Origin of the sequence: Streptomyces sp. NPDC085932, assembly GCF_044540525.1 — a bacterium.
GTDB lineage: Bacteria > Actinomycetota > Actinomycetes > Streptomycetales > Streptomycetaceae > Streptomyces > Streptomyces levis.
The window spans coordinates 1,838,019-1,857,038 of sequence record NZ_JBITSJ010000001.1 but is presented as its reverse complement, the minus strand read 5'-3'; the positions used below and the strand labels follow the sequence as shown (position 1 = coordinate 1,857,038).

The following is a 19,020-nucleotide window of genomic DNA, read 5'->3' as shown; positions in this document are numbered from 1 at the left end:
GCCGCGGACGAATCACCCCAGATCGCCCACACGTGCGGCCATGTTCCCCGCCGGGTGCCGATTGTCGTGGATGAGCTGGTGGGCGAGGCCGATCTCGTCGAAACCGAAGGTCCTGGACAGGCAAGGATCGATGATTCCCTGGTCGATCAGCCGGGTCACCTCGCGTGCCTCACGGGCGGTGGCGACGTGCGAGCCCTGGAGGCGCTTCTGGCGCATCCACAGGAAGCGCAGATCGACGTCGCCGTTGTAGCCGGTGGTGCCGCCGCACAGGACGACCATGCCGCCGTTGTCGCACAGGTACAGGGACGTGGGGATGGTGTCGGCGCCGGAGTGCTCCAGCACGATGCGCGGGCTGCGGCGCTCGCCCAGCACGTCCCAGAAGGCCCGCCCGAAAGCCCGGGCCCCGGACAGCCAGCGGCCCATCGCCGCCTCGTCGGAGGTGTCCGGCAGCCGCCCCCAGTGGTCGAACCGCCGCCGGTCGATGAAGCCCTCGGCGCCCAGCTTGAGGCAGAACTCGCCGCGTTCCTCGCTGGAGACGACGGCGACGGGGATGCCGCCGACGTGCCGGACCAGCTGGATGGCGATGCAGCCGAGACCGCCGGCGCCACCCCAGATCAGCACCGGGTCACCCGGGCGCACCGTGTGCGGCGGCCAGCCGAAGAGCTGGCGGTAGGCGGTGGCGGCGGTCGCCATGTAGCAGGCGGCCTCCGCCCAGGACAGCCGGGCGGGCTTGGGGTGGAGCATGTAGTCGTCGACGACCGCGAACTGCGCGAAGGAGCCGTAATTCTCCTCGTAGCCCCACACCCGCTGGCTGCCGGACCACGTGGGGTCGCCGCCGAGGCGGATGTCCTCGGCCTTCTCGTCCCAGCGGTTGGCGAGGACGACGACCTCGTCGCCGAGCTTCACACCGCGCACGTCCTCGCCGACCGCCCACACGATCCCGGACAGGTCGGAGCCGCCGATGTGGAAGTCCTCGGTGGCGCCGGCCTTCTGCCGGGCGGCGATCACGTCGAGCGGCGAACCGAGCGCCGCCCAGACGTTGTTGTAGTTGATGCCGGCCGCCATCACCTTCACCAGGACCTGGCCGCGCCCCACGGGCGGGACGTCGACCACCTCGGTGCGGAAGGCGTCGACGGGCTGTCCGTAGCGCTCACGGCGGATGAGCGAGGCGTACATCTTCTTCGGGGCGGTGCCGATCTCGGGCGCGTCGCCGAGTTCGTAGAGGTCCTGGGTCGCACTCACGCTGGTTCTCCTCGACGCGGGTTCACGGGGAAGGGGATGCGGCGGCCCGGTCGCCGAGGCCGCGCAGGGCCTTGGCGACCGCTTCGCCGATACGGGCGATCGGTTCGGGTTCGGTCATCTCGTAGTGGCCGCAGGGCACACGGTGGTCGTGCAGGGTTCCGTCGACGTAGGGCCGCCAGCTGTCGGCCTTGCCGGGCAGCACCGCCAGGTCCGTCGGGAAGTCGGTGGGCTGTTCCTCGGCGGCGCTGAAGAACAGCACGTCACCGCGGTAGGAGCCGGGTGCGAACTGGGGCGCGATGCGCAGGTTGTTGCGCATGACGGCGGCGATGGCGGCGGCCTCGGCGCGGGTGACGGGGACGCTCGCCGGGTCGGCCGCGACCCGGCGGTCGATCCGGTCCAGGACGGTCTCCACGGGCGCCCCGTCGACCGCGAGCCCGGCCACCCTGGACAGCAGGGCCGCGACCTGGCGTTCGGCCGCGTCGGGGTCGTGTGCGGTGCCGTGCGGCTGGGGGGCGTCGAGCAGGGCGAGGAGTTCCACCCGCTCCCCGTCGCGTTGCAGCGCGCAGGCCATGGCGTGGGCGACGAAACCGCCGTAGGACCAGCCGAGCAGCCGGTACGGGCCGTGGGGTTGCACGCGGCGCACCAGGTCGAGGTAGTGGGCGACCATGGCGGCGGCGTCCGGCGCGGGCGGGGTGGTGCCGTCGAGGCCGGCGGCCTGGATGCCGTACACGGGCTGGTCGCCGCCGAGGTGCGGCAGCAGGCCGGTGTAGCGCCAGGCGACGCCCGCGCCGGGGTGGACGCAGAACAGGGGCGTGGCGGTGCCCTCGGCGCGCAGCGGCAGCAGCGGGCTCAGTGCGGTCGGGGTCTGCTCGCGGGTGTCCCCGTCGGGTTCGCCGGTGGCGGTGAGGACTCCGGCCACCGTCGGCGCGGCCAGCAGGGTCGCCGCCGGGACGTCGAGGACTCCGGCCTGGCGCAGCCGGCCCGCCAGCAGCACGGCGCGCATCGAGTCGCCGCCGAGGTCGAAGAAGTTGTCGTGCACCCCGATGCCGCCGACGCCGAGGGTCTCCTCCCAGAGCCGGGTGACCTCCCGTTCGCGGTCGGTGCGCGGCGGTACGTGCTCGGTGGTCAGCCGGGGCCGGGGGGCGAGGCCCGGGTCCGCCGCGGCCGGGGTGTCGTCGGACGCGCCGGGGTCCGTCCGGGCGCCGGGTGCGTCGATCCAGTGGCGCCGGCGTTCGAAGGCGTACGGGGGCAGCGGCGCCCGCCGGGGCGTGCCCGGCACCGGAGGCAGGGCACTGTCGACGCCCGCGCTCCACAGCCGTCCCAGCGCCTCGGCGAGGACGAACCCGTCGGACGCCTCGGCCTTGGCGTGCCGCATGGTGGTCACCGTCACCGGTGTCCCGTCGGTGAGCCGGCCGGTGGCGAGCTTGGTCAGGGTGTCGCCGGGCCCGATCTCCACGAGGACCGGGTGCAGCCGGTCCCACAGGGCGGTGATGCCGTCGGCGAACCGCACGGTGTCGCGGGTGTGGGCGAGCCAGTGCCGCACGGAGGTGGCCTGGTCCTCGGTGACCCAGGTGCCGGTGACGTTGGTGACGTACGGGATCCGCGGCGGGCGCAGGGTGACCTGACGCAGGTGGGTCTCGTAGGCAGGCAGCACCGGGTCCAGGACGTGCGAGTGGGCCGCGACGGGGATGCGCAGGCGGCGGAACGGCACGCCCCGGCGGGTCAGTTCGGCCTCGAAGCGGGTGACGGCGTCGAGGTGCCCGGCGACGGTGCAGGCACTGGGGCCGTTGACGGCGGCCAGGGACAGGTCGGCGTCGAGCAGCGGCCGGATCTCCTCGGCCGGGGCGGCGACGCCGACCGTGGCTCCGCCGGCGGAGCTGATGAGCCGGATGCGTTCGGTGACCAGGGGCAGCATGTCCGCGAGGTCGATGACGCCGGCCAGGCAGGCGGCCGTGTACTCGCCGAGCGAGTGGCCGATCAGCGCGTCGGGACGTACGCCCGACTCCATGAGCGTGCGGGCCAGGGCGTACTCGGTGACGACGAGCCCGAGGAACGCACAGGTGTCGTCGGGCCGTCGCTCCTCGAAGAGGGCGGTGCGCAGGTCGGTGCCGAGGACGGGCCGCAGGATGCGGGCGCACTCGTCGACGGTGTCGCGGTAGACGGCGTCGTCGCGGTACAGCTCCTTGCCCATGCCCGGGTACTGGGTGCCGCCGCCGGGCAGCAGGAACGCCACGCGGGCCGGGTCGTCGGAGAGGGGCGGGGTGGCCGGGGTCGCGGAGCGCAGTGCGTCGAGGGCCTCCTCGCGGGTGGCGGCCGTGACGGTGAGCCGGTGGCGCAGTGCGGGCCGGTCGGTGCGCAGGGAGTGGGCCACGTCGTCCAGGCGCAGTTCCGGGCGGCGTTCGAGGTGCCGGGCGAGCGCCTCGGCCTGGCCGCGCAGGGCGCCGGCGGTGCGCGCCGACAGCGGCAGCACCAGGCGGTGCCCGCCCTCGGGCGGGCGCGGAGCGGCGGGAGGGGCGGGTGGGGCCTCCTCCAGGATGACGTGGGCGTTGGTGCCGCCGATGCCGAAGGCGCTGACGGCGGCGCGGCGGGGGTGGTCGCCCTCGGGCCAGTCCTCCAGGGCGGTGGGCACGCGGAACGGACCGGCGTCGAAGTCGATGAGCGGGTTGGGCCGGTCGAAGTGCAGGCTCGGCGGGATCTGCCGGTGTTCCAGGGCCAGGACCGCCTTGATGAGTCCGGCGATGCCGGCGGCGGCCCCGAGGTGACCGATGTTGGTCTTGACCGAGCCGAGCGCGCAGAATCCGGTCCGGTCCGTGCTGTGCCGGAAGGCCTCCGTCAGGGCGGACACCTCGATCGGGTCGCCGAGTTTGGTGGCGGTGCCGTGCGCCTCGACGAGGCCGATGGTGCCGGCGTCGACCTCCGCCTGGGCCTGCGCGGCGAGGATGACCTCGGTCTGCCCGGCGGCGCTGGGGGCGCTGAAGCCGACCTTGCGGCGGCCGTCGTTGTTGACGGCGCTGCCGCGGATGACGGCGCGGATGCGGTCGCCGTCGGCGAGGGCGTCCTCCAGGCGTTTCAGCACGACGGCTCCCACGCCGTCGCCGGAGGAGGTGCCGGCGGCGTCCGCGGCGAAGGCCCGGCAGTGCCCGTCGGGTGAGAACGGCCCGTCGGGCACGTGGCGGTAGCCCAGTACGGCCGAGGGGTTGAGGGAGACGGCGGCGGCGAGCGCGGTGTCGCAGCGGTGGTCCAGCAGGTCCTGGCAGGCGGTGTGCACGGCGACCAGCGCGGTGGAGCAGGCCGTCTGCAGCGACACACTGGGCCCGGTGAGGCCGAGTTCGTAGGAGACGCGGGTGGCGAGGGTGCCGAGGGAGTTGGCCGTGGCCGCGTGGACGAGGGCCACCGAGCCGGGCTGCCCGGCGTAGCGGGGGTGGACGTGGGACGGGTAGTAGCGGCTGTCCCCGGCCCCCGCGTACACGCCGAACGCCTCTCCCGTGCGGTCGGCGCCGAGGCAGCCGGCGTCCTCCAGGGCGTGGTAGGCCGTCTCCAGCAGCAGCCGCTGCTGCGGGTCGACGACGGCGGCCTCGGCGGGGCTGTAGCCGAAGAAGCCGGAGTCGAAGCGGTCGATGCCCTCGACGACCGACGCCATCCGGATCAGTGCCGGGTCGTCGAGGTCGCGCGGGTCGCCGCCCGCGGCGAGGAACTCCTCGTCGGTGACGGGCCGTACGGACTCGCGGCCGGCCGCGAGGTTCTCCCAGAAGGCGTCGAGGTCGTCGGCGCCGGGGAAGCGGCCCGCCATGCCGATGACGGCGACGGCGGGGAGGTCGTCGTCGTGGGGTGCGCTGGTCTCGTGCACGGCGTGGGTGTCGTCCTTTCCCGGATCGGTGGTGTGCGGCACGGGGTTCGTCCGGTCAGGCACGGCCGCGGTCCCTGCCCTGCCGGGCGGAGCGGCGGGCGCGGGCGGCCCGCTGCCGCTGCGCCTGCTCCTTGGCGCGGTCCAGACCGGCCGCCGCCTCCGGACCGGCCGGCGCTCCGGCGGGCGCCGCGCGGCCGGCGCCGGTGGCCGACAGGTGGCGCGCCAGGTCGCGCACGGTGGGGTGGGCGAACAGGTCGACCACCGACACGTCGGTGCCGAAAGTGCGGTGGACGGCGGTCTGCGCGGTGACGAGCAGCAGGGAATTGCCGCCCAGGTCGAAGAAGTTGTCGTCCCGGCCCACCCGGTCGCGGCCCAGGACGCCGCACCAGACCTCGGCGAGCCGGCGTTCCAGCTCGCGCGGCTCCTCGTCGGCCTCGGCAGGGTCCGGACCCTGTGCGGAGCCCTTCGCACGCAGGACCCACGCGTCACGGAGCCCGGCCGAGCGAGCGCCTTCCCCCGCCGCCTGGTGCAGGGCGCCCAGGTCGGTGCCGTCGTCCAGGCCGACGCGTGCGGCCACGCGGCGGGTCTGGCGCGCGGGGGCCACGACGTGGCTGCGCACCCAGGGAGCGGTGCGGTCGGCGCCGATCAGCAGGTGCGGCTCGTCCAGGGTGCGGGCGAAGTCGAACGAGCGCAGCGCGGCGGGCGTGTCGAGCAGCCGGTAGCCGCGGGCCTCGGTGAGGGCGGTGAGGCCGTAGCCGCGGCTCATGCCCCGGTCGCGCCACATGCTCCAGGCCAGCGACTGCGCCGGCAGGCCGAGGCTCCGGCGGTACCCGGCGAGGGCGTCCAGGAAGGCGTTGGCGGCGGCGTAGGCGGCGTTCATGGCGCCGCCGAAGAAGCCGTTCACCGAGGAGAAGGTGACGAAGGAGGTGACCGGGTGGTCGGCGGTGAGCCGGTGCAGCGTCCAGGCGCCGCGCACCTTGGCCTCCAGCGCCCGGTGCCAGGTGGTGGTGTCCAGTTCGCCGACGGGGCGTTCGGCGAGCGTTCCGGCCAGGTGGAGCACCGACGTCAGGGGCACGCCCCAGGCCTCGGCGGCTGCCTCGACCGCGGCCCGCACCCGGTGTTCGTCGGTGACGTCGGCGAGGGCGTAGCGGACCTCTCCCCGTTCGCGCAGGCGCGGCAGTGCGCCGGCCTGCTCCTCCGGGGTGCGCCCGAGGACGAGCAGCCGGGTGCCGGGGGTGCGCAGCAGATGGGTGGCGATCTCGGTGCCTACGCCGCCGAGGCCCCCGGTGAGCAGGGTGAAGCCGTCGTGCGCGGGCGGCTCGGCTTGCGAGGGGGTGTCGGGCAGGGGGGCGAGGCGGCGCACGTACCGGTGTCCGTCGCGGTAGGCGACGTCCGCTCCGTCCCCGCCGGCCGTCGCCTCGGCCGTCAGGACGGCCAGCGGGTCCGTGCCGTCGGGAGGCAGGTCGAGGTGCCTGGCCCGAAGCCAACGGGACTCCTCCGCCAGCGACTTCAGGAGCGCTCCGGCCATGGCGTGTCCCGGGGAGGGCCGGTCGCCGGGGCGCACGGCCTGCGCGCCCGCCGACACGTACACCAGGTCGACGGGGTGCCGCGGACGGGGCCGTGCGGCGAGGACCCGGGCGAACGCGAGCAGCCGCTCCACGGCCGTCGTGTCGTCCGGCGCCCCCTGGCTGCCTTCGGTGTCGTCGAGTCCGCCGAGGTGGAGGACGGTGTCGACGGGCCGCTGGTCGTCCTCCAAGCGGCGCAGCAGCGCAGCGAAGTCGGAGTCGTCGCAGGGCCGGAGGCGGTAGTGCGCGGCGTCGGTGCGGGCGTACGACGTGCCCTCCTCGACGACCGTGCACAGGCCGCCGGCGGAGCGCAGCGCGTCGGCGAGCCGCCGCGCGAGGGTGGCGGCCCGGGGATCGCCGCCGGCCAGGACGAGGGTGTGCCGGCCGGACGGCGCGGCGCGCCCGTCGGGGCGCTCCGCCCGCTGCCACACCGGGCGCAGGAACCAGTCGGGGACGGTGGCCGCGGTGCCCAGCAGCACCTGTGTGCGGCGCACCTCGTCGTCGAAGTCGCCCGCCTCGAAGCCCTTGCGCAGCTTGGTGCGCTGGATCTTGCCGATCTCCGTCTTGGGGACGGCGTCCCGTGTCACGGGGATGAGGAAGGCGGGGCTGACGCCGATCTCCCGGGTGACCTTGCCGGCGATCTCCCGCAGGGCGCGGGCCGGGTCGGCGGTGGCGTCCGGGGTGAGGTGCAGGAAGAGGGCGAGTTCGTCGGTGGGCGACGAGGGGTCGGTGCGCACCGCGACGGCGGCGGTGAAACTCCGCTCGGCGTAGGGCAGTTCCTCGACGCACGCCTCGATCTCGTGGCTGTAGTGGTTGACGCCGTTGACGATGATCACGTCCTTGGCGCGGCCGGTGATGTAGAGCTCGCCGTCACGCAGGAACGCCAGGTCGCCGGTGTCGAACCAGCCGTCGTCGGTGAACGCCTCCGCGTTCGCTGCCGGGTTGTCGTGGTAGCCGCCGGTGACCGAGGTGCCGCGGACCTGGAAGCGGCCCGCCTCGCCCTCGGTGAGGACGGTGCCCTGTTCGTCGACGATCCGCATGGCGAACCCCGGGTAGGGCCGGCCGCAGCTCACGAACGTCCCCTCGCCCGGGACCGGTTCGGCGGGCAGGACGGCGTCGGTGACCACGGAGCAGGTCTCGGACATGCCCCAGCCGGGGTGCATCACGTCCTGCGGCAGGCCGAAGGGCCGCAGCGTGTGCAGGAACGCGCGGGCGGCCGAGGCGACGACGACCTCGCCCGCGTTCATCACCAGCCGCATGGGCGAGAGGTCCCAGCTGCGGCCGGTGAAGCGGTCGGCCTGCTCGGCGAGGAGCCCGAAGGCGAAGTTGGGCGCCCAGGTGACGGTGACGCGGTGCCGGTCGGCGAGGTCCATCCAGCGCAGCGGGTCCTGGAGGATCCAGGAGGTGGGGGCGTGGATCTGGCGGCAGCCCAGGTACACATCGCGCAGGTGGAACATGACCACGCCGGTGACGTGGTCGAGCGGGATCCAGTTCAGGGAGACGTCGTCGGCGCCGAGGCCGTTCATCTGCTCGGTGGCGGCCGAGCGGGTCAGCACGTTGCGGTGGGTGAGCCGCACCGCCTTGGGCAGGCCGGTGCTGCCGGACGTCATGAGCATCAGCAGGAGGTCGTCCGGCTCGGCGGGGTGCCAGTCGTGGTCCTCGGGCGCCTCGCGCAGCGCGTCGGCGGTGGTGAAGCGCGGCCCGGGCCAGTTCTGCCGGGCCGCGACCGCGCGCAGCCCGGTCTCGCGGCCGGTGGAGCACACGATCCAGGGCCGGCCGAGCATCCGCCAGATGCCTTCCAGCTTCGTCAGTGCCGCGGAGGGGGTGTCGTAGGAGGCGGGGACGGTCAGCGGGACGGCGACGAAGCCGCCCAGGACGCAGCCCCACAGCACGGCGAGGAAGTCCTCGGTGACGTCGCACTGGAGGATGACCCGGTCGCCCGGGCGCAGGCCGGCCCGGCGCAGGCCGGCCAGGACGCGGGAGGCTTCGGGGACGAGGGAGGCGTAGGTGCGCCGGTGCTCGCTGCCGTCGGCGTGGACGTGGACGATGTCGCCTCGGCCCTGTGCGGCGGCGCGGCGCAGGGCCTCGGCCCAGCTCGGCACGGACGGCTCGGCGAGGGCGGGGCCCTCGCTGACGGCCGGGACGGCGGAGGCCGACGCGGGGCGCGCGGCGGGGGCGGCCGCGGTGGGGCGGTCGGGCCGCCCGGTGTGGCGGCGGTCCAGTTCCTCGGGGGTGTTCTCCACCGACACGTCGACCGTGGTCACGCCGGGCAGCCGGGCCAGCCGCTCCCGCCACGCCCCGGCCGCGGTCGAGTCGACGACGGGCAGGGCGCTCAGCGCCGCGCTGTCGACGGTGCCGTCCTCCGTCCGGGGCAGGGCGTTGACCGCCGTGACGCGGGCGGCGTCGTGGCCCGCGCGCTCCAGGAGCTCCTCGACGCGTGCGGCGGCGTCCGGGCGTCCGGGCACCACGTACAGCCGCGCGGGGGCGTCGCCGTGGCCGGGCAGGGCGTGGGCGTCGCGGATGCCGGGCACGGACCGGGCCGCGTCCGCCAGGTCCGCGGGGTCGGTCACGGCCGGGGCCGGGGTGCGCTCGGGGAGGCCGGGCAGCCGGCCGAGGCGGATGCCGGGGTCGGTGGCGACCGTGTGCAGGACGTCGTGCAGCGCGCGGGCGAACGCCTCGGCGGTCGTGGCGTCGTAGAGGTCGGTGGCGTACTCGACGTGCAGCGTCAGGCCGTCGGGGGCGCCCTCGGGGTCGTGGCTCTCCAGGACGTCCACGAAGAGGTCGAACTTCGCCGTGCCGGTGGCGGTGGGCCGCAACCGGGTGCGTGTGCCGTCGAGTTCGAGGACGGCGGGCGTGTTGTTCTGCAGAGCCAGCATGACCTGGAACAAGGGGTGCCGCCCGGGCGTGCGGGCGGGGTTGAGGTCCTCCACGAGCCGGTCGAAGGGCAGGTCCTGGTGGTCCAGGGCGGCCAGGTCGGCGGTGCGCAGGCGGGCGAGGAGGTCCCGGAAGGCGGGGTCGCCGGAGGTGTCGGCGCGCAGCACCAGGGTGTTGGTGATCAGGCCGATCAGGGGGTCGAGGCCGGGTTCGGTGCGGCCCGCGACGGGGGTGCCGAGGACGATGTCCTCGCCGGCGCCGCAGCGGGTGAGCAGGGCGCTGAGGGCGGCGTGCAGGACCATGAACAGGCTGGCGCCCTCGCGGTCGGCCAGGCGCAGCAGGGCGCGGTGCAGGGCGGTGTCGACGGTGAGTTCGACGTGCGCGCCCTCGCCGCGCGGCGTGGAGGGCCGTGGCCGGTCGCCGGGCAGGGTGCACTCCTCGGGCAGGCCGTCCAGTGCGGTGCGCCAGTGGGCGGTGAGCCGTTCCAGCCGGCCCGGGCCGTCCGGTCCCGGGGCGAGCAGGGCGCGCTGCCAGAGCGCGTAGTCGGCGTACTGCACCGGCAGGGGCGCCCAGTCGGGTGTCCGCCCCGCCCGCCGGGCCGCGTAGGCGGCGGACAGGTCGGCGGCGAAGGGGCCGAGCGACCAGCCGTCGGCGGCGCTGTGGTGCAGGACGAACAGCAGGACCCGCTCGTTGCCGGTGCCCAGCAGCCAGGCCGCGAGGGGGCTTTCGGCGGTCAGGTCGAAGGGGCGGCGCAGCGCGGCCGAGACCTGGGCGGCGGTCTCCGCGGCGGGGCAGTCGACGCGCCGCAGCACCGGGCGCAGTTCTCCCGGCGCCAGGATGTGCTGGTGGGCGACCCCGTCGTGCTCGGCGATCACCGTGCGCAGGCTCTCGTGCCGGTCGGCCAGGTCGCCGAGCGCGGCGGCGAGCGCCTCGGTGTCGAGTTCGGTTCCCGCGGGGACGAGGAGCGGGATGTGGTACGTGGCCGCGCCCTCGTCGAGCCGGTTCAGGAACCACATGCGTTCCTGCGCGAAGGACAGCGGCACCCGCTGCGGGCGTTCGGTGGCGCCGAGGGCGGGACGGGCGGGGGCGGCGTCCGTGCCCGCGGCGAGCCGCTCGGCGAGCGCGGCCGGGGTCGGCGTCTCGAACAGGGCGGTGATGGGGATCTCCGCGCCGGTCGCGTGCCGCAGACGGGCCAGCAGCCGGGTGGCGAGCAGGGAGTCGCCGCCCAGGTCGAAGAAGCCCGCGTCCACGCCCACGGTGTCGCGCGGCAGTCGCAGCACGTCCTCGAACAGGGCGCAGACCAGGCTCTGTTGCGGTGTCTCGGGGCGGGTGCCGGAGGAGGCGGTGGTGAAGTCGGGGTCGGGCAGGGCCTGGACGTCGAGTTTGCCGTTCGCGGTCAGCGGCAGGGCGTCCACCGGGACGCAGGCGGCCGGGACCATGTGTTCGGGCAGGTGCGCGGCGGCGTGGGCACGCAGTTCGGTGGGGCTCGCGGGGGTGTCGCCGGAGGGGACGGTGTAGGCGATGAGGTGCAGGGCGCCGTTGCCGGCGCGGCGGGGCACGACGGCGGCGCGGGCGACGCCCGGGTGGGCGGCGAGGACGGCCTCGATCTCGCCGGGCTCTATGCGGAAACCCCGCAGCTGTACTTGGGCGTCGGAGCGGCCGACGTAGTCGAGCGTGCCGTCGGGGCGGCGCCGGGCCAGGTCGCCCGAGCGGTACATGCGGGTGCCGGGCGGGCCGTGGGGGTCGTCGAGGAAGCGTTCGGCGGTCTGCTCGGGCCGGTTCAGGTAGCCGGTCGCGACGCCGGGACCGCAGACGTACATCTCGCCGGTCGCGCCGGGCGGCACGGGGCGGCCCTCGGCGTCCAGCAGGTGCACCCGGAGGTCGGCGAGCGGGGTGCCGATGACGCTGACGCGGCGCGGGTCGTCCAGGTCGGCCCGGGTGAGGCGGTGGTGGGTGACGTGCACGGTGGTCTCGGTGATGCCGTACATGTTCACCAGCGCCGGGCGGTCCAGGCCGTGCCGCTCCACCCAGGGACGCAGCCGCGCCGGGCGCAGCGCCTCCCCGCCGAAGACGACGTAGCGCAACGCCCCGGTGCCGCCGCCGTGTTCGAGGTCGGCGTCGACGAGCTGCTCGAAGGCGGACGGCGTCTGGTTGAGGACGGTCACGCCCTCGCGGTGCAGCAGGCCGAGGAAGTCGCGCGGCGAGCGGCTGACGGCGTACGGCACGACGACGATCCGGCCGCCGTGCAGCAGGGCTCCCCACATCTCCCAGACGGAGAAGTCGAAGGCGTAGGAGTGGAACAGCGTCCAGACGTCGTCGGACCGGAAGTCGAAGTGCTCGGCCGCGGCGGCGAAGAGCCGTACGACGTTGGCGTGCGGCACGGGCACGCCCTTGGGACGACCGGTGGAGCCGGAGGTGTGGATGATGTACGCGATGTCGGACGGGCGCACCGGGCCGTGCCGTTCGGCGTCGGTCAGGTCGCTGCCGGAGCGCCGGGCGAGCAGCGCGGCCACGTCCGGATCGTCCAGCAGCACCGCGGGGACGGCGTCCTGGGCGAGATGGGTGTGGGCGTGCTCGGTGACGAGGACGACGGGGGCCGTGTCCTCGACGACCAGCCGCAGCCGCTCGGCCGGCTGCCCCGGGTCGAGGGGCAGGTAGGCGGCACCGGTCTTGAGGACGGCCAGCAGCGCGGGCAGCAGCCGGATGCCGCGTTCCAGGGCGAGCGCCACGACCCGGCCCGGGCCCGCGCCGTGCTCGGTCAGCAGCCGGGCCAGCCGGTTGGCCTCGGTGTTGAGCGCGGCGTACGTGAGCCGTTCGTCCCCGTGGCTGACGGCCGTCCGCTCGGGCCCGGCCGCCACGCGCTCCTCGAACAGCTCCGTGAGGGTCCGCTCGACCGGGTAGGTGCGGACGGGCGTGTCGCGGGGGTGTTCCCCCGGCAGCAGGAGGTCCAGATCACCCAGCGGTGCCGTCGGTCCGGCCTCGGCCAGCCGGCGCAGCAGGGTGAGGAACCGGTCGCGGTGCAGCGCCAGTTCGTCCTCGTCGTACAGGGCGGGGTTGGCGTCGAAGGCCAGCCACAGTCCGCCGCCGCGGGGCCCGGGGCGCACCGAGATCTGGAAGTCGTCGACGGCTCCGCCGGACAGGTGGTGCCAGGTGGTGGGGTGGCCGCCGAAGACCGGGGACTCGTCGAACGGGACGATGTTGAGCACGGGTCCGTACAGCCGCCGCCCGGTGCCCAGCAGGCCCAGGTCGCGGCGGAGGAACTCGCCGCGGTACCGCTGGTGGCGGCGCAGGGTCTCGAGTTCGTCCGCGACGGTCCGGGCCAGCTCCGCGACGGAGGTGCGGGAGGTGGCGGCCACGCGCAGCGGGAGGACGTCGGAGGCGGTGCCGGGGGTGCGCAGGGCGGCACTGCCGAGACGGCTCATGGTGGCCAGCCCCAGCACCAGGTCGCCGGCGCCGGTCATCCGGTGCAGGTAGGCGGCGGTCGCGGCGGTCAGCAGGTCGGTGCGCCGGATGCCGAGGCGGGTCGCCGCGGCGTCGAGGGCGTCGGTCTCGGCGGGCGTCAGCTCGGCGGTGCGGCGCAGGAAGGGCGCGGCGGGGGCCGCCGTGCGGGAGGTGAGCCGGGCGGGCTCCGGCAGGTCGGCCAGGCGCCGTGCCCAGTGGTCACGGTCGCGGGTGTACCGCTCGGACGCGAGGTAGGCCGCCTCCTCCTCCTGGAGCCGGCGCACCGGCGCGAAGGGGCAGGGCCCCGGTGCCCGCCCCTCGGCCAGGGCGTTGTACGTCTCGGCCAGGCGGCGCCCGAGGAGCTTGTAGCTGTAGCCGTCCAGGAGCAGGTGATGGGCCCTCAGCAGCCAGAGGTGGCGGTCAGGGGCGAGCGTCAGCAGGGTGTGGGCGAACAGCGGGCCCTTCTCCAGGTCCACGGGGGTCGCGAGGTCGGCGCGGACGTGCTCCCACGCGGCGGCCTCGGGATCCCCGGCGCCGGTGAGATCGGCCCGGTGCAGGGTCCAGTCGTCCGCGTCCGGCGCGGGATGGCAGCGGGGACCGTCGTCGGTGTCGGCGAACCGCAGGGCGAAGGTGTCGGCCTCGGCGACGACGCGGCGCAGCGCGGACTCGAACAGGGCGGTGTCGAGGGGCCCGTGGATCTGCACGGCCTCCGCGGTGTTGTACGCGGCGCTGTCCGGTGCGAGCCGTCCGGCGTACCAGAGGCCCTCCTGGGCTCCGGACAGCGGTCGACGTGCGTCCTCCTGGAGTGACATAGCGCAACCCTCACGTGGCAAGCCGTAAATGTCCCGGACGGCGAAGGCCCGGCCGGATCGGACGGATGCGGCCACCCCCGAGGCGCCCCGCGCGTGCCATGGGGCTGCGCGCCGGGGCCGGCCCACAGGGAGGAAAGGAGGCCGCACACCGGGGGCAGGGGGATCACCTCACCCGCCCCGGTTTCACGTCACAGCACGGTGGTGCACCGGCGCCATGGAGGTCAAGGCGAACCGGCCCTGTGGCCTCCGATTCAAGGGTTTCCCTGAATTTCCCGGGTCCGGGGAGTGCGCGCCGCGGCTCAACTTCTAGGGAAATCACGCGACTTCCCCGCCCGTCGCCCTCCCGGCTGGATTCGGCCGCCGTCCGCCGTGCACTCTCGGAAGGCCCCCCGACCTCCCCGCGGACCGCCGCGGCGGCAGACCTGTCCCGGGGCCGTGGACTTCCGGAACGAACGACGGAAAGAAGGCTGACGGCATGCACCGTGCGCTGTGTCCGGTCGAGACGCTCTACGTGGGCCAGAGAAGCAGGGCCGTGCTGTCCTGCACCCTGCGTGGACCGGTGGACGTCGCGGCGCTGTCGGCCGCGTTCGACGCCACGACGGAGACCCACCCGCCGCTGCGCTCCCGCATCGAACAGGACGGCGCGGGCCACGTGTTGCGCGTCCTCGGCCCGGACGAGCGGCCCCGGCTGGTCACCCGGACCGGCGACGAGCACGCGGCCTACGCGGCGGAGCTGAACAGGCCGCTGCCGGTCGGGGGCCCCTTGAGCCGTGCCGTGCTGGTCAGCGCGCCGGGCGGGGAGAGCCATCTGTTCGTGCTGGTGATCGACCACACCATCACCGACGGCCACAGCAGCATCGCGCTGCACAACGCCCTGTGGGACCGCTACCGGACGCTGGTCGAAAGCACCGCCGCCGAGTCCGACGATCGGGAACTCCCGCGCTGGCCCGAGCCCGTGAGCCGGCTGCTGCCTCCGGTGGACGACGCCGACACGGCGAAGTACCTCGACGGCCGTCTGGAGGAGATACGCCGGCACCCGGTCGAACTGGTCCCGTACGACGCCGACAGCGAAGGAGCCGACGGGGACGGGCACATCGAGGTGCGCAGGCTGACCCTCGACCCGGACCTCACCTCGCGGCTGCGCATGACGGCGCGCGCCACTGGCGTCTCGGTGCACGCCCTGATCTCCGCGACGCTGCTGCTCACGGCCCGGCGGCGGCTGGCCGGAGACGCGGGAGCGCGCACCCTCGGCTGCCTCTCCCCCGTCGACCTGCGCTCGCGGCTGTCCCCGCCGCTGCCCGCCTCCGCCCTGGTTCCCGCAGTCACCACCCATCTGCAGACCGTGGAGGTCTCCGAGGCGTCCGATCCCCTGGACCTGGCCCGCACCGTGCACGCCCGCCTCGGCGACTTCCTCTCCCGCGGCGACCACGTCCACGAGATGCGCATCACGCCGGAGATCCCCCGCAACCCCCTCCTGCAACTGGCCACGGTGATCGCCACCAACATGGGAGTGGTCCCGGGACCGCGGCTGCCGGAGGGGCTGCAGGCGGCCGACGTGCGTCTGGTACCGGCCCGCGAGCACTACTTCCCGCAGGCGGGACGCAGCCCCGTCATGGCCTGTGTCGTGTCCTTCGAGGGCCGGCTCAGCATCGAGTTCCCGCACTCCACCGCCTGTTTCAGCCCGTCCTTCATGCGCGCGTTCCGCGACGAGGTGCGCGCCGGGCTGCTGCGTTTCACGACCGCGGCGGAACCCGGGCTCGCCGGGGCCGCGGGCGTCTGAGCGCGGCCCGTTCCCGATTCCCGACCCCCGCCCGCCCGGTTGCGTAAGGAACCCCTGTCCGACATGACCACCGTCAGCGAACTTCCCTCTCCCCTGACGCTGCTCCCCCGAGCCCAGGCGGGCGACGAGCACGCGATGAACCACCTGCTGACCGGCATCACGCCGTACGTCGCGCGGATCTGCCGGTCCATCACCCACGACGACGGCGCCGACGCCACGCAGGAGGCACTGCTCGCCATCTACCGCGGTCTGGGTTCCCTGCGCGAACCGGCGGCCTTCTACGGCTGGGTGCGCTCGGTGACGGTGCGGGAGGCCGTCCGCACCGCCAGACGGTACGGCGCGGAGAGCTGCTGCTCCGAGGTGGAGTCGCAAGCGGAGACGAACCCCATGGACGCGGTGTACATCAGCGACGTGCTGGAGCGCCTGTCCCAGGCGCACCGGCAGGTTCTGACCCTGCGTGCCTACGGGCTGAACGAGGAGGAGATGGCGGAGGTGCTCGCGCTGCCCGTGGGCACCGTCCGGTCCCGTCTCTTCCGTGCCCGCCGCCGGTTCCAGGAGGCGTGGCAGCCCTCGGCGGCGTGAGGCCGGCGCCCGCGCTCACGGGCCGGGCCGACACGGCGGTGGCCGTGGCGGAGCCTCTCCGCCACGGCCACCGCGACGGGGCCGCCGGACCCCGTTCCGTTCCGTACTGCCGCTCGTACGTTTCCGTACTGCCGCTCGTACGTTTCCGTACTGACGCTCGTACGTTTCCGTACTGACGCTCGTCCGTCCCCTGCTACCGCACGCGTTCCGGCAGGACACGCGGGGGCCACTGCCCGACGGCGAACATCCCGAGCGCGTGTGCCCGCGCCACGAGAGCGGGCCGGTTCGGCGCGTCGAAACGCCGCAGCATCTGGCCGACGCGGTACTCGATGCCCTGACGGCTCAGATAGAGACGGGAGGCCAACTGCACCGTGGATTCACCACTCGCCACCCCTTCCAGGACCTGTGCGTCGAGGGCGCTGAGGACGGGCCCGCCGGTGGCCGCTTCCTCGGTCCGGCGCAGGAAGACCACGATCGCGGCCATCTCACCCGAGGGCTGCCGGACGGCCACCGCCGTCAGTTCGGCCGGGAAATCACGGCCGGTTCCGTCCCTGCCCGTCACCCTTTCCTTGAATCTGCGACTACGTCCTGAGGAAAGGGCGGTGAACTGTTCCCGCAATTGTGCGGGGAGAGGGGAACGGAGCAGTTCGAGAAGTCCGCGTCCGCATATCTCGTCGACACTCAGGCCGAATTGGCGCGCGAATTCGGGTTCGGCGGCCGTCACGACCATGTCCGCGGGGGACACATGGGCTGTACAGGCAGGTGCCTGGGTGGCGCCGCCCGGCTCGCGGCCGAGGTCGCGGCGGGCCGGGGCCACCGGAGCGGCGGCGCTCTTCTTGCGGGGCGAGGCGTCGGGGAAACTCGTGGTCGCCACGGACGTACCGTCCTTCTTCCTGCGCGTGGGGGGCTGGGAAGGGTGAGCGGACGCGGAGCGGACCGGTGCGCTGTGCCTGGGTGTCGACGAGCGCCTGGTGACGGCACGCGCCACCTCGTCGGTGGCCGGGGCCGGGTGTCCGCGTCGCCCCGGGCCGGCGATGGGCGCCGGACTCCCGGGTCGGATCAGGGTCAGCTGAGGAAGCGGCGCCGAGGCGACCGGCATCCGGTCAGACGGATAACGTTGTCATGACCCTTCCATCCCGTGTGCGATCCCGTCATCGGGCCACGAGACGGCCGGGCGGGCGAATCGTAAGTCATGCCGTGACAAGAAGCCCGTTCGGCCACTGCGCAGCACAAAAACCTCCACCGGACGAAGAGGGGACGGTTCAAGGGGGTCGCCTTTGAGACTAAGGGCAGGCAACCCCCGAGGCAAGAGTTTGTCAGGTGAACTCGGCAACTCGTCAACTGTTGTGCGGGCGGGCCCCTTTCGGGCACCGGGAACCCCCGATCCAAACAATTCCGGGGGAGTCCGGCACCGCCTTCGGAATACGCCATCGGACCGCGCACGACGGCTTGTCGCCCTTCACCGCGCTCCATAAAGTGTGTGACCGCTCACGTGCCCGATCGGGCAAACGGAACCACGGATACCGTGCCGACCGGGCCACCGAACCCGAGGGAGGGAGATGCTCGACCAGCCGCAGTTCGGCCGTCGGCTGAAGAGGCTCCGGACGGCACGTGGCCTGAGCCAGGCCGACGTCGCCGGCGACGGCATGTCGACGGGGCACCTGTCGCGTCTGGAGTCCGGCGACCGGCGTCCCACCGAGCGCGTCGTGGCCTACCTCGCGCAGCGGCTGGGCGTCGACGTCCCGGTTCTGACCGGCCCGTCGGACGGCAGATCCCTGACCGAGGCGCTGGCCGCCGCGGCCTCGGCGCCCCCCGGCACGGACGGCACCCCGGCGCTCGGCCGGGCCGTCGAGGAGGACCCGGGCGAGGATCCCGCCGCCCGCTGGCAGGCCCTGTGGCTGCTGAGCAGTGCCGCCGGCCGGGACGGCGACCACGAACTTGAGCGCACCCGGCTGCTGGAACTCATGGCGCTGTCCGAGCAGTTGGAGGCACCGGACCTGCGAACCCGGTCGCTCGCGCGGTACGCCCGCTGCACCCGCGCCCTGGGCGACCTGCGCGCGGCGGAACCGGCGGCGCGCGAGGCGCTCTCCGTCGCCCGCACCGCCGGGCTGTGCGTGCCCGACACGCTGGCCGCTCTGCTGGAGCTGATCAGCGTCGAGACGGAACTCGGCAGGTGGGAGGAGGCCTCCCGGCACGTCGAGGAACTGGAACGGGACCTGCTGCCCCGGGCCCCGGCCGTCCAGGCGGCCGAGGCCCTGCGGACGGCGGCCGTGGTCAGCAGCCGCAGGGGCGACGACGCGGCCGCCCTGGCCCGCCTCGACACGGCCCTGGGCCTGCTCAAGGGCAGGGAGGATCTCAGCCTGTGGGCCCGGCTGCGGACCGCCGCCGCCGCGGCAGCCCTGCGGATGTCACCGCCCCGGGTGGCCGTCGCCGAGCGGCGGCTGGCCGAGGCCGCCCCGGTCCTCGGCCTGATCGGCACTCCCGCGCAACTCCAGGAACTGCGCGCGCTCCAGGCGCATCTGGCTTTCGCCCAGGGCCGGTTGGAGCAGGCCCGCGCGCTGAGCCGGGCCGTGCTGTCCGAGGACGACCTCCGTCTCCCCCACGGCGACCGGGTGCGACTGTCGGTCCTCGACGGCCGGCTGGCCATCCTGGCGGGCCGGGTCGAGGAAGGCGTCACCGCCCTGCGGCGGCTCGCGGCACAGGCGACGGAGTCCGGGAACCTCGACCTCGCCGCCTACGTCTGGCAGGCCCTGGCCACCACTCTGGCGGCCGGCGTCGACTCCCCGCCCCCGGCCCCGTGCCCGACGCGGCGCGGCCGGACGGACGGGCCGCGGGTCACCGGGCCAGCATGAAAGCCGCGCCGACGGGGCAAACGGA

Annotated in this window: 7 protein-coding genes; 3 read left to right on the top strand and 4 right to left on the bottom strand. The window is 74.5% G+C overall.

The genetic code is table 11. The features are described from left to right. Positions 1-12 precede the first annotated feature (12 nt). The 3 genes from ccrA to ACIGAQ_RS07910 are packed head-to-tail and all read right to left on the bottom strand — an operon-like array spanning position 13 to position 13,781. Positions 13-1,242, bottom strand: coding sequence for a crotonyl-CoA carboxylase/reductase (gene ccrA, locus ACIGAQ_RS07920; protein ID WP_399780015.1), 1,230 nt, complete (start codon positions 1,240-1,242; stop codon positions 13-15). Positions 1,243-1,264: 22 nt separating this feature from the next. Continuing rightward, positions 1,265-5,152, bottom strand: coding sequence for a type I polyketide synthase (locus ACIGAQ_RS07915; RefSeq protein WP_399780013.1), 3,888 nt, complete (start codon positions 5,150-5,152; stop codon positions 1,265-1,267). Further along, positions 5,145-13,781, bottom strand: a complete 8,637-nt coding sequence (locus tag ACIGAQ_RS07910) for an amino acid adenylation domain-containing protein (RefSeq protein WP_399780011.1) — start codon at positions 13,779-13,781, stop codon at positions 5,145-5,147. The genes ACIGAQ_RS07915 and ACIGAQ_RS07910 overlap by 8 nt, the downstream gene beginning before the upstream one ends. Positions 13,782-14,256: 475 nt before the next feature. On the opposite strand from ACIGAQ_RS07910, the gene ACIGAQ_RS07905 reads away from it, so the two are divergent. Both ACIGAQ_RS07905 and ACIGAQ_RS07900 read left to right on the top strand, forming a co-directional pair. After that, on the top strand, positions 14,257-15,561 hold the full coding sequence (locus tag ACIGAQ_RS07905) for a condensation domain-containing protein (RefSeq protein WP_399780009.1): 1,305 nt from the start codon (positions 14,257-14,259) through the stop codon (positions 15,559-15,561). Between the two features lie 63 nt (positions 15,562-15,624). After that, positions 15,625-16,143: a sigma-70 family RNA polymerase sigma factor gene (locus ACIGAQ_RS07900; RefSeq protein WP_362285603.1), complete on the top strand. Its 519-nt coding sequence runs from the start codon at positions 15,625-15,627 to the stop codon at positions 16,141-16,143. 193 nt (positions 16,144-16,336) lie between these two features. Here the strand turns inward: ACIGAQ_RS07900 and ACIGAQ_RS07895 are convergent, their stop codons facing one another. Further along, complete coding sequence (locus tag ACIGAQ_RS07895; RefSeq protein WP_399780006.1) at positions 16,337-17,017, bottom strand: PAS domain-containing protein; 681 nt, start codon at positions 17,015-17,017, stop codon at positions 16,337-16,339. Between the two features lie 685 nt (positions 17,018-17,702). Here ACIGAQ_RS07895 and ACIGAQ_RS07890 point away from each other — a divergent pair. Beyond that, positions 17,703-18,995: a helix-turn-helix domain-containing protein gene (locus ACIGAQ_RS07890; RefSeq protein WP_399780003.1), complete on the top strand. Its 1,293-nt coding sequence runs from the start codon at positions 17,703-17,705 to the stop codon at positions 18,993-18,995. Positions 18,996-19,020 lie beyond the last annotated feature (25 nt).

Coding starts and splice junctions, on each gene's coding strand:
- ACIGAQ_RS07910 (WP_399780011.1), bottom strand. CDS start 13,781: ATGTCACTCCAGGAGGACGCACGTCGACCGCTGTCCGGAGCCCAGGAG.
- ACIGAQ_RS07905 (WP_399780009.1), top strand. CDS start 14,257: ATGCACCGTGCGCTGTGTCCGGTCGAGACGCTCTACGTGGGCCAGAGA.
- ACIGAQ_RS07900 (WP_362285603.1), top strand. CDS start 15,625: ATGACCACCGTCAGCGAACTTCCCTCTCCCCTGACGCTGCTCCCCCGA.
- ACIGAQ_RS07890 (WP_399780003.1), top strand. CDS start 17,703: ATGCTCGACCAGCCGCAGTTCGGCCGTCGGCTGAAGAGGCTCCGGACG.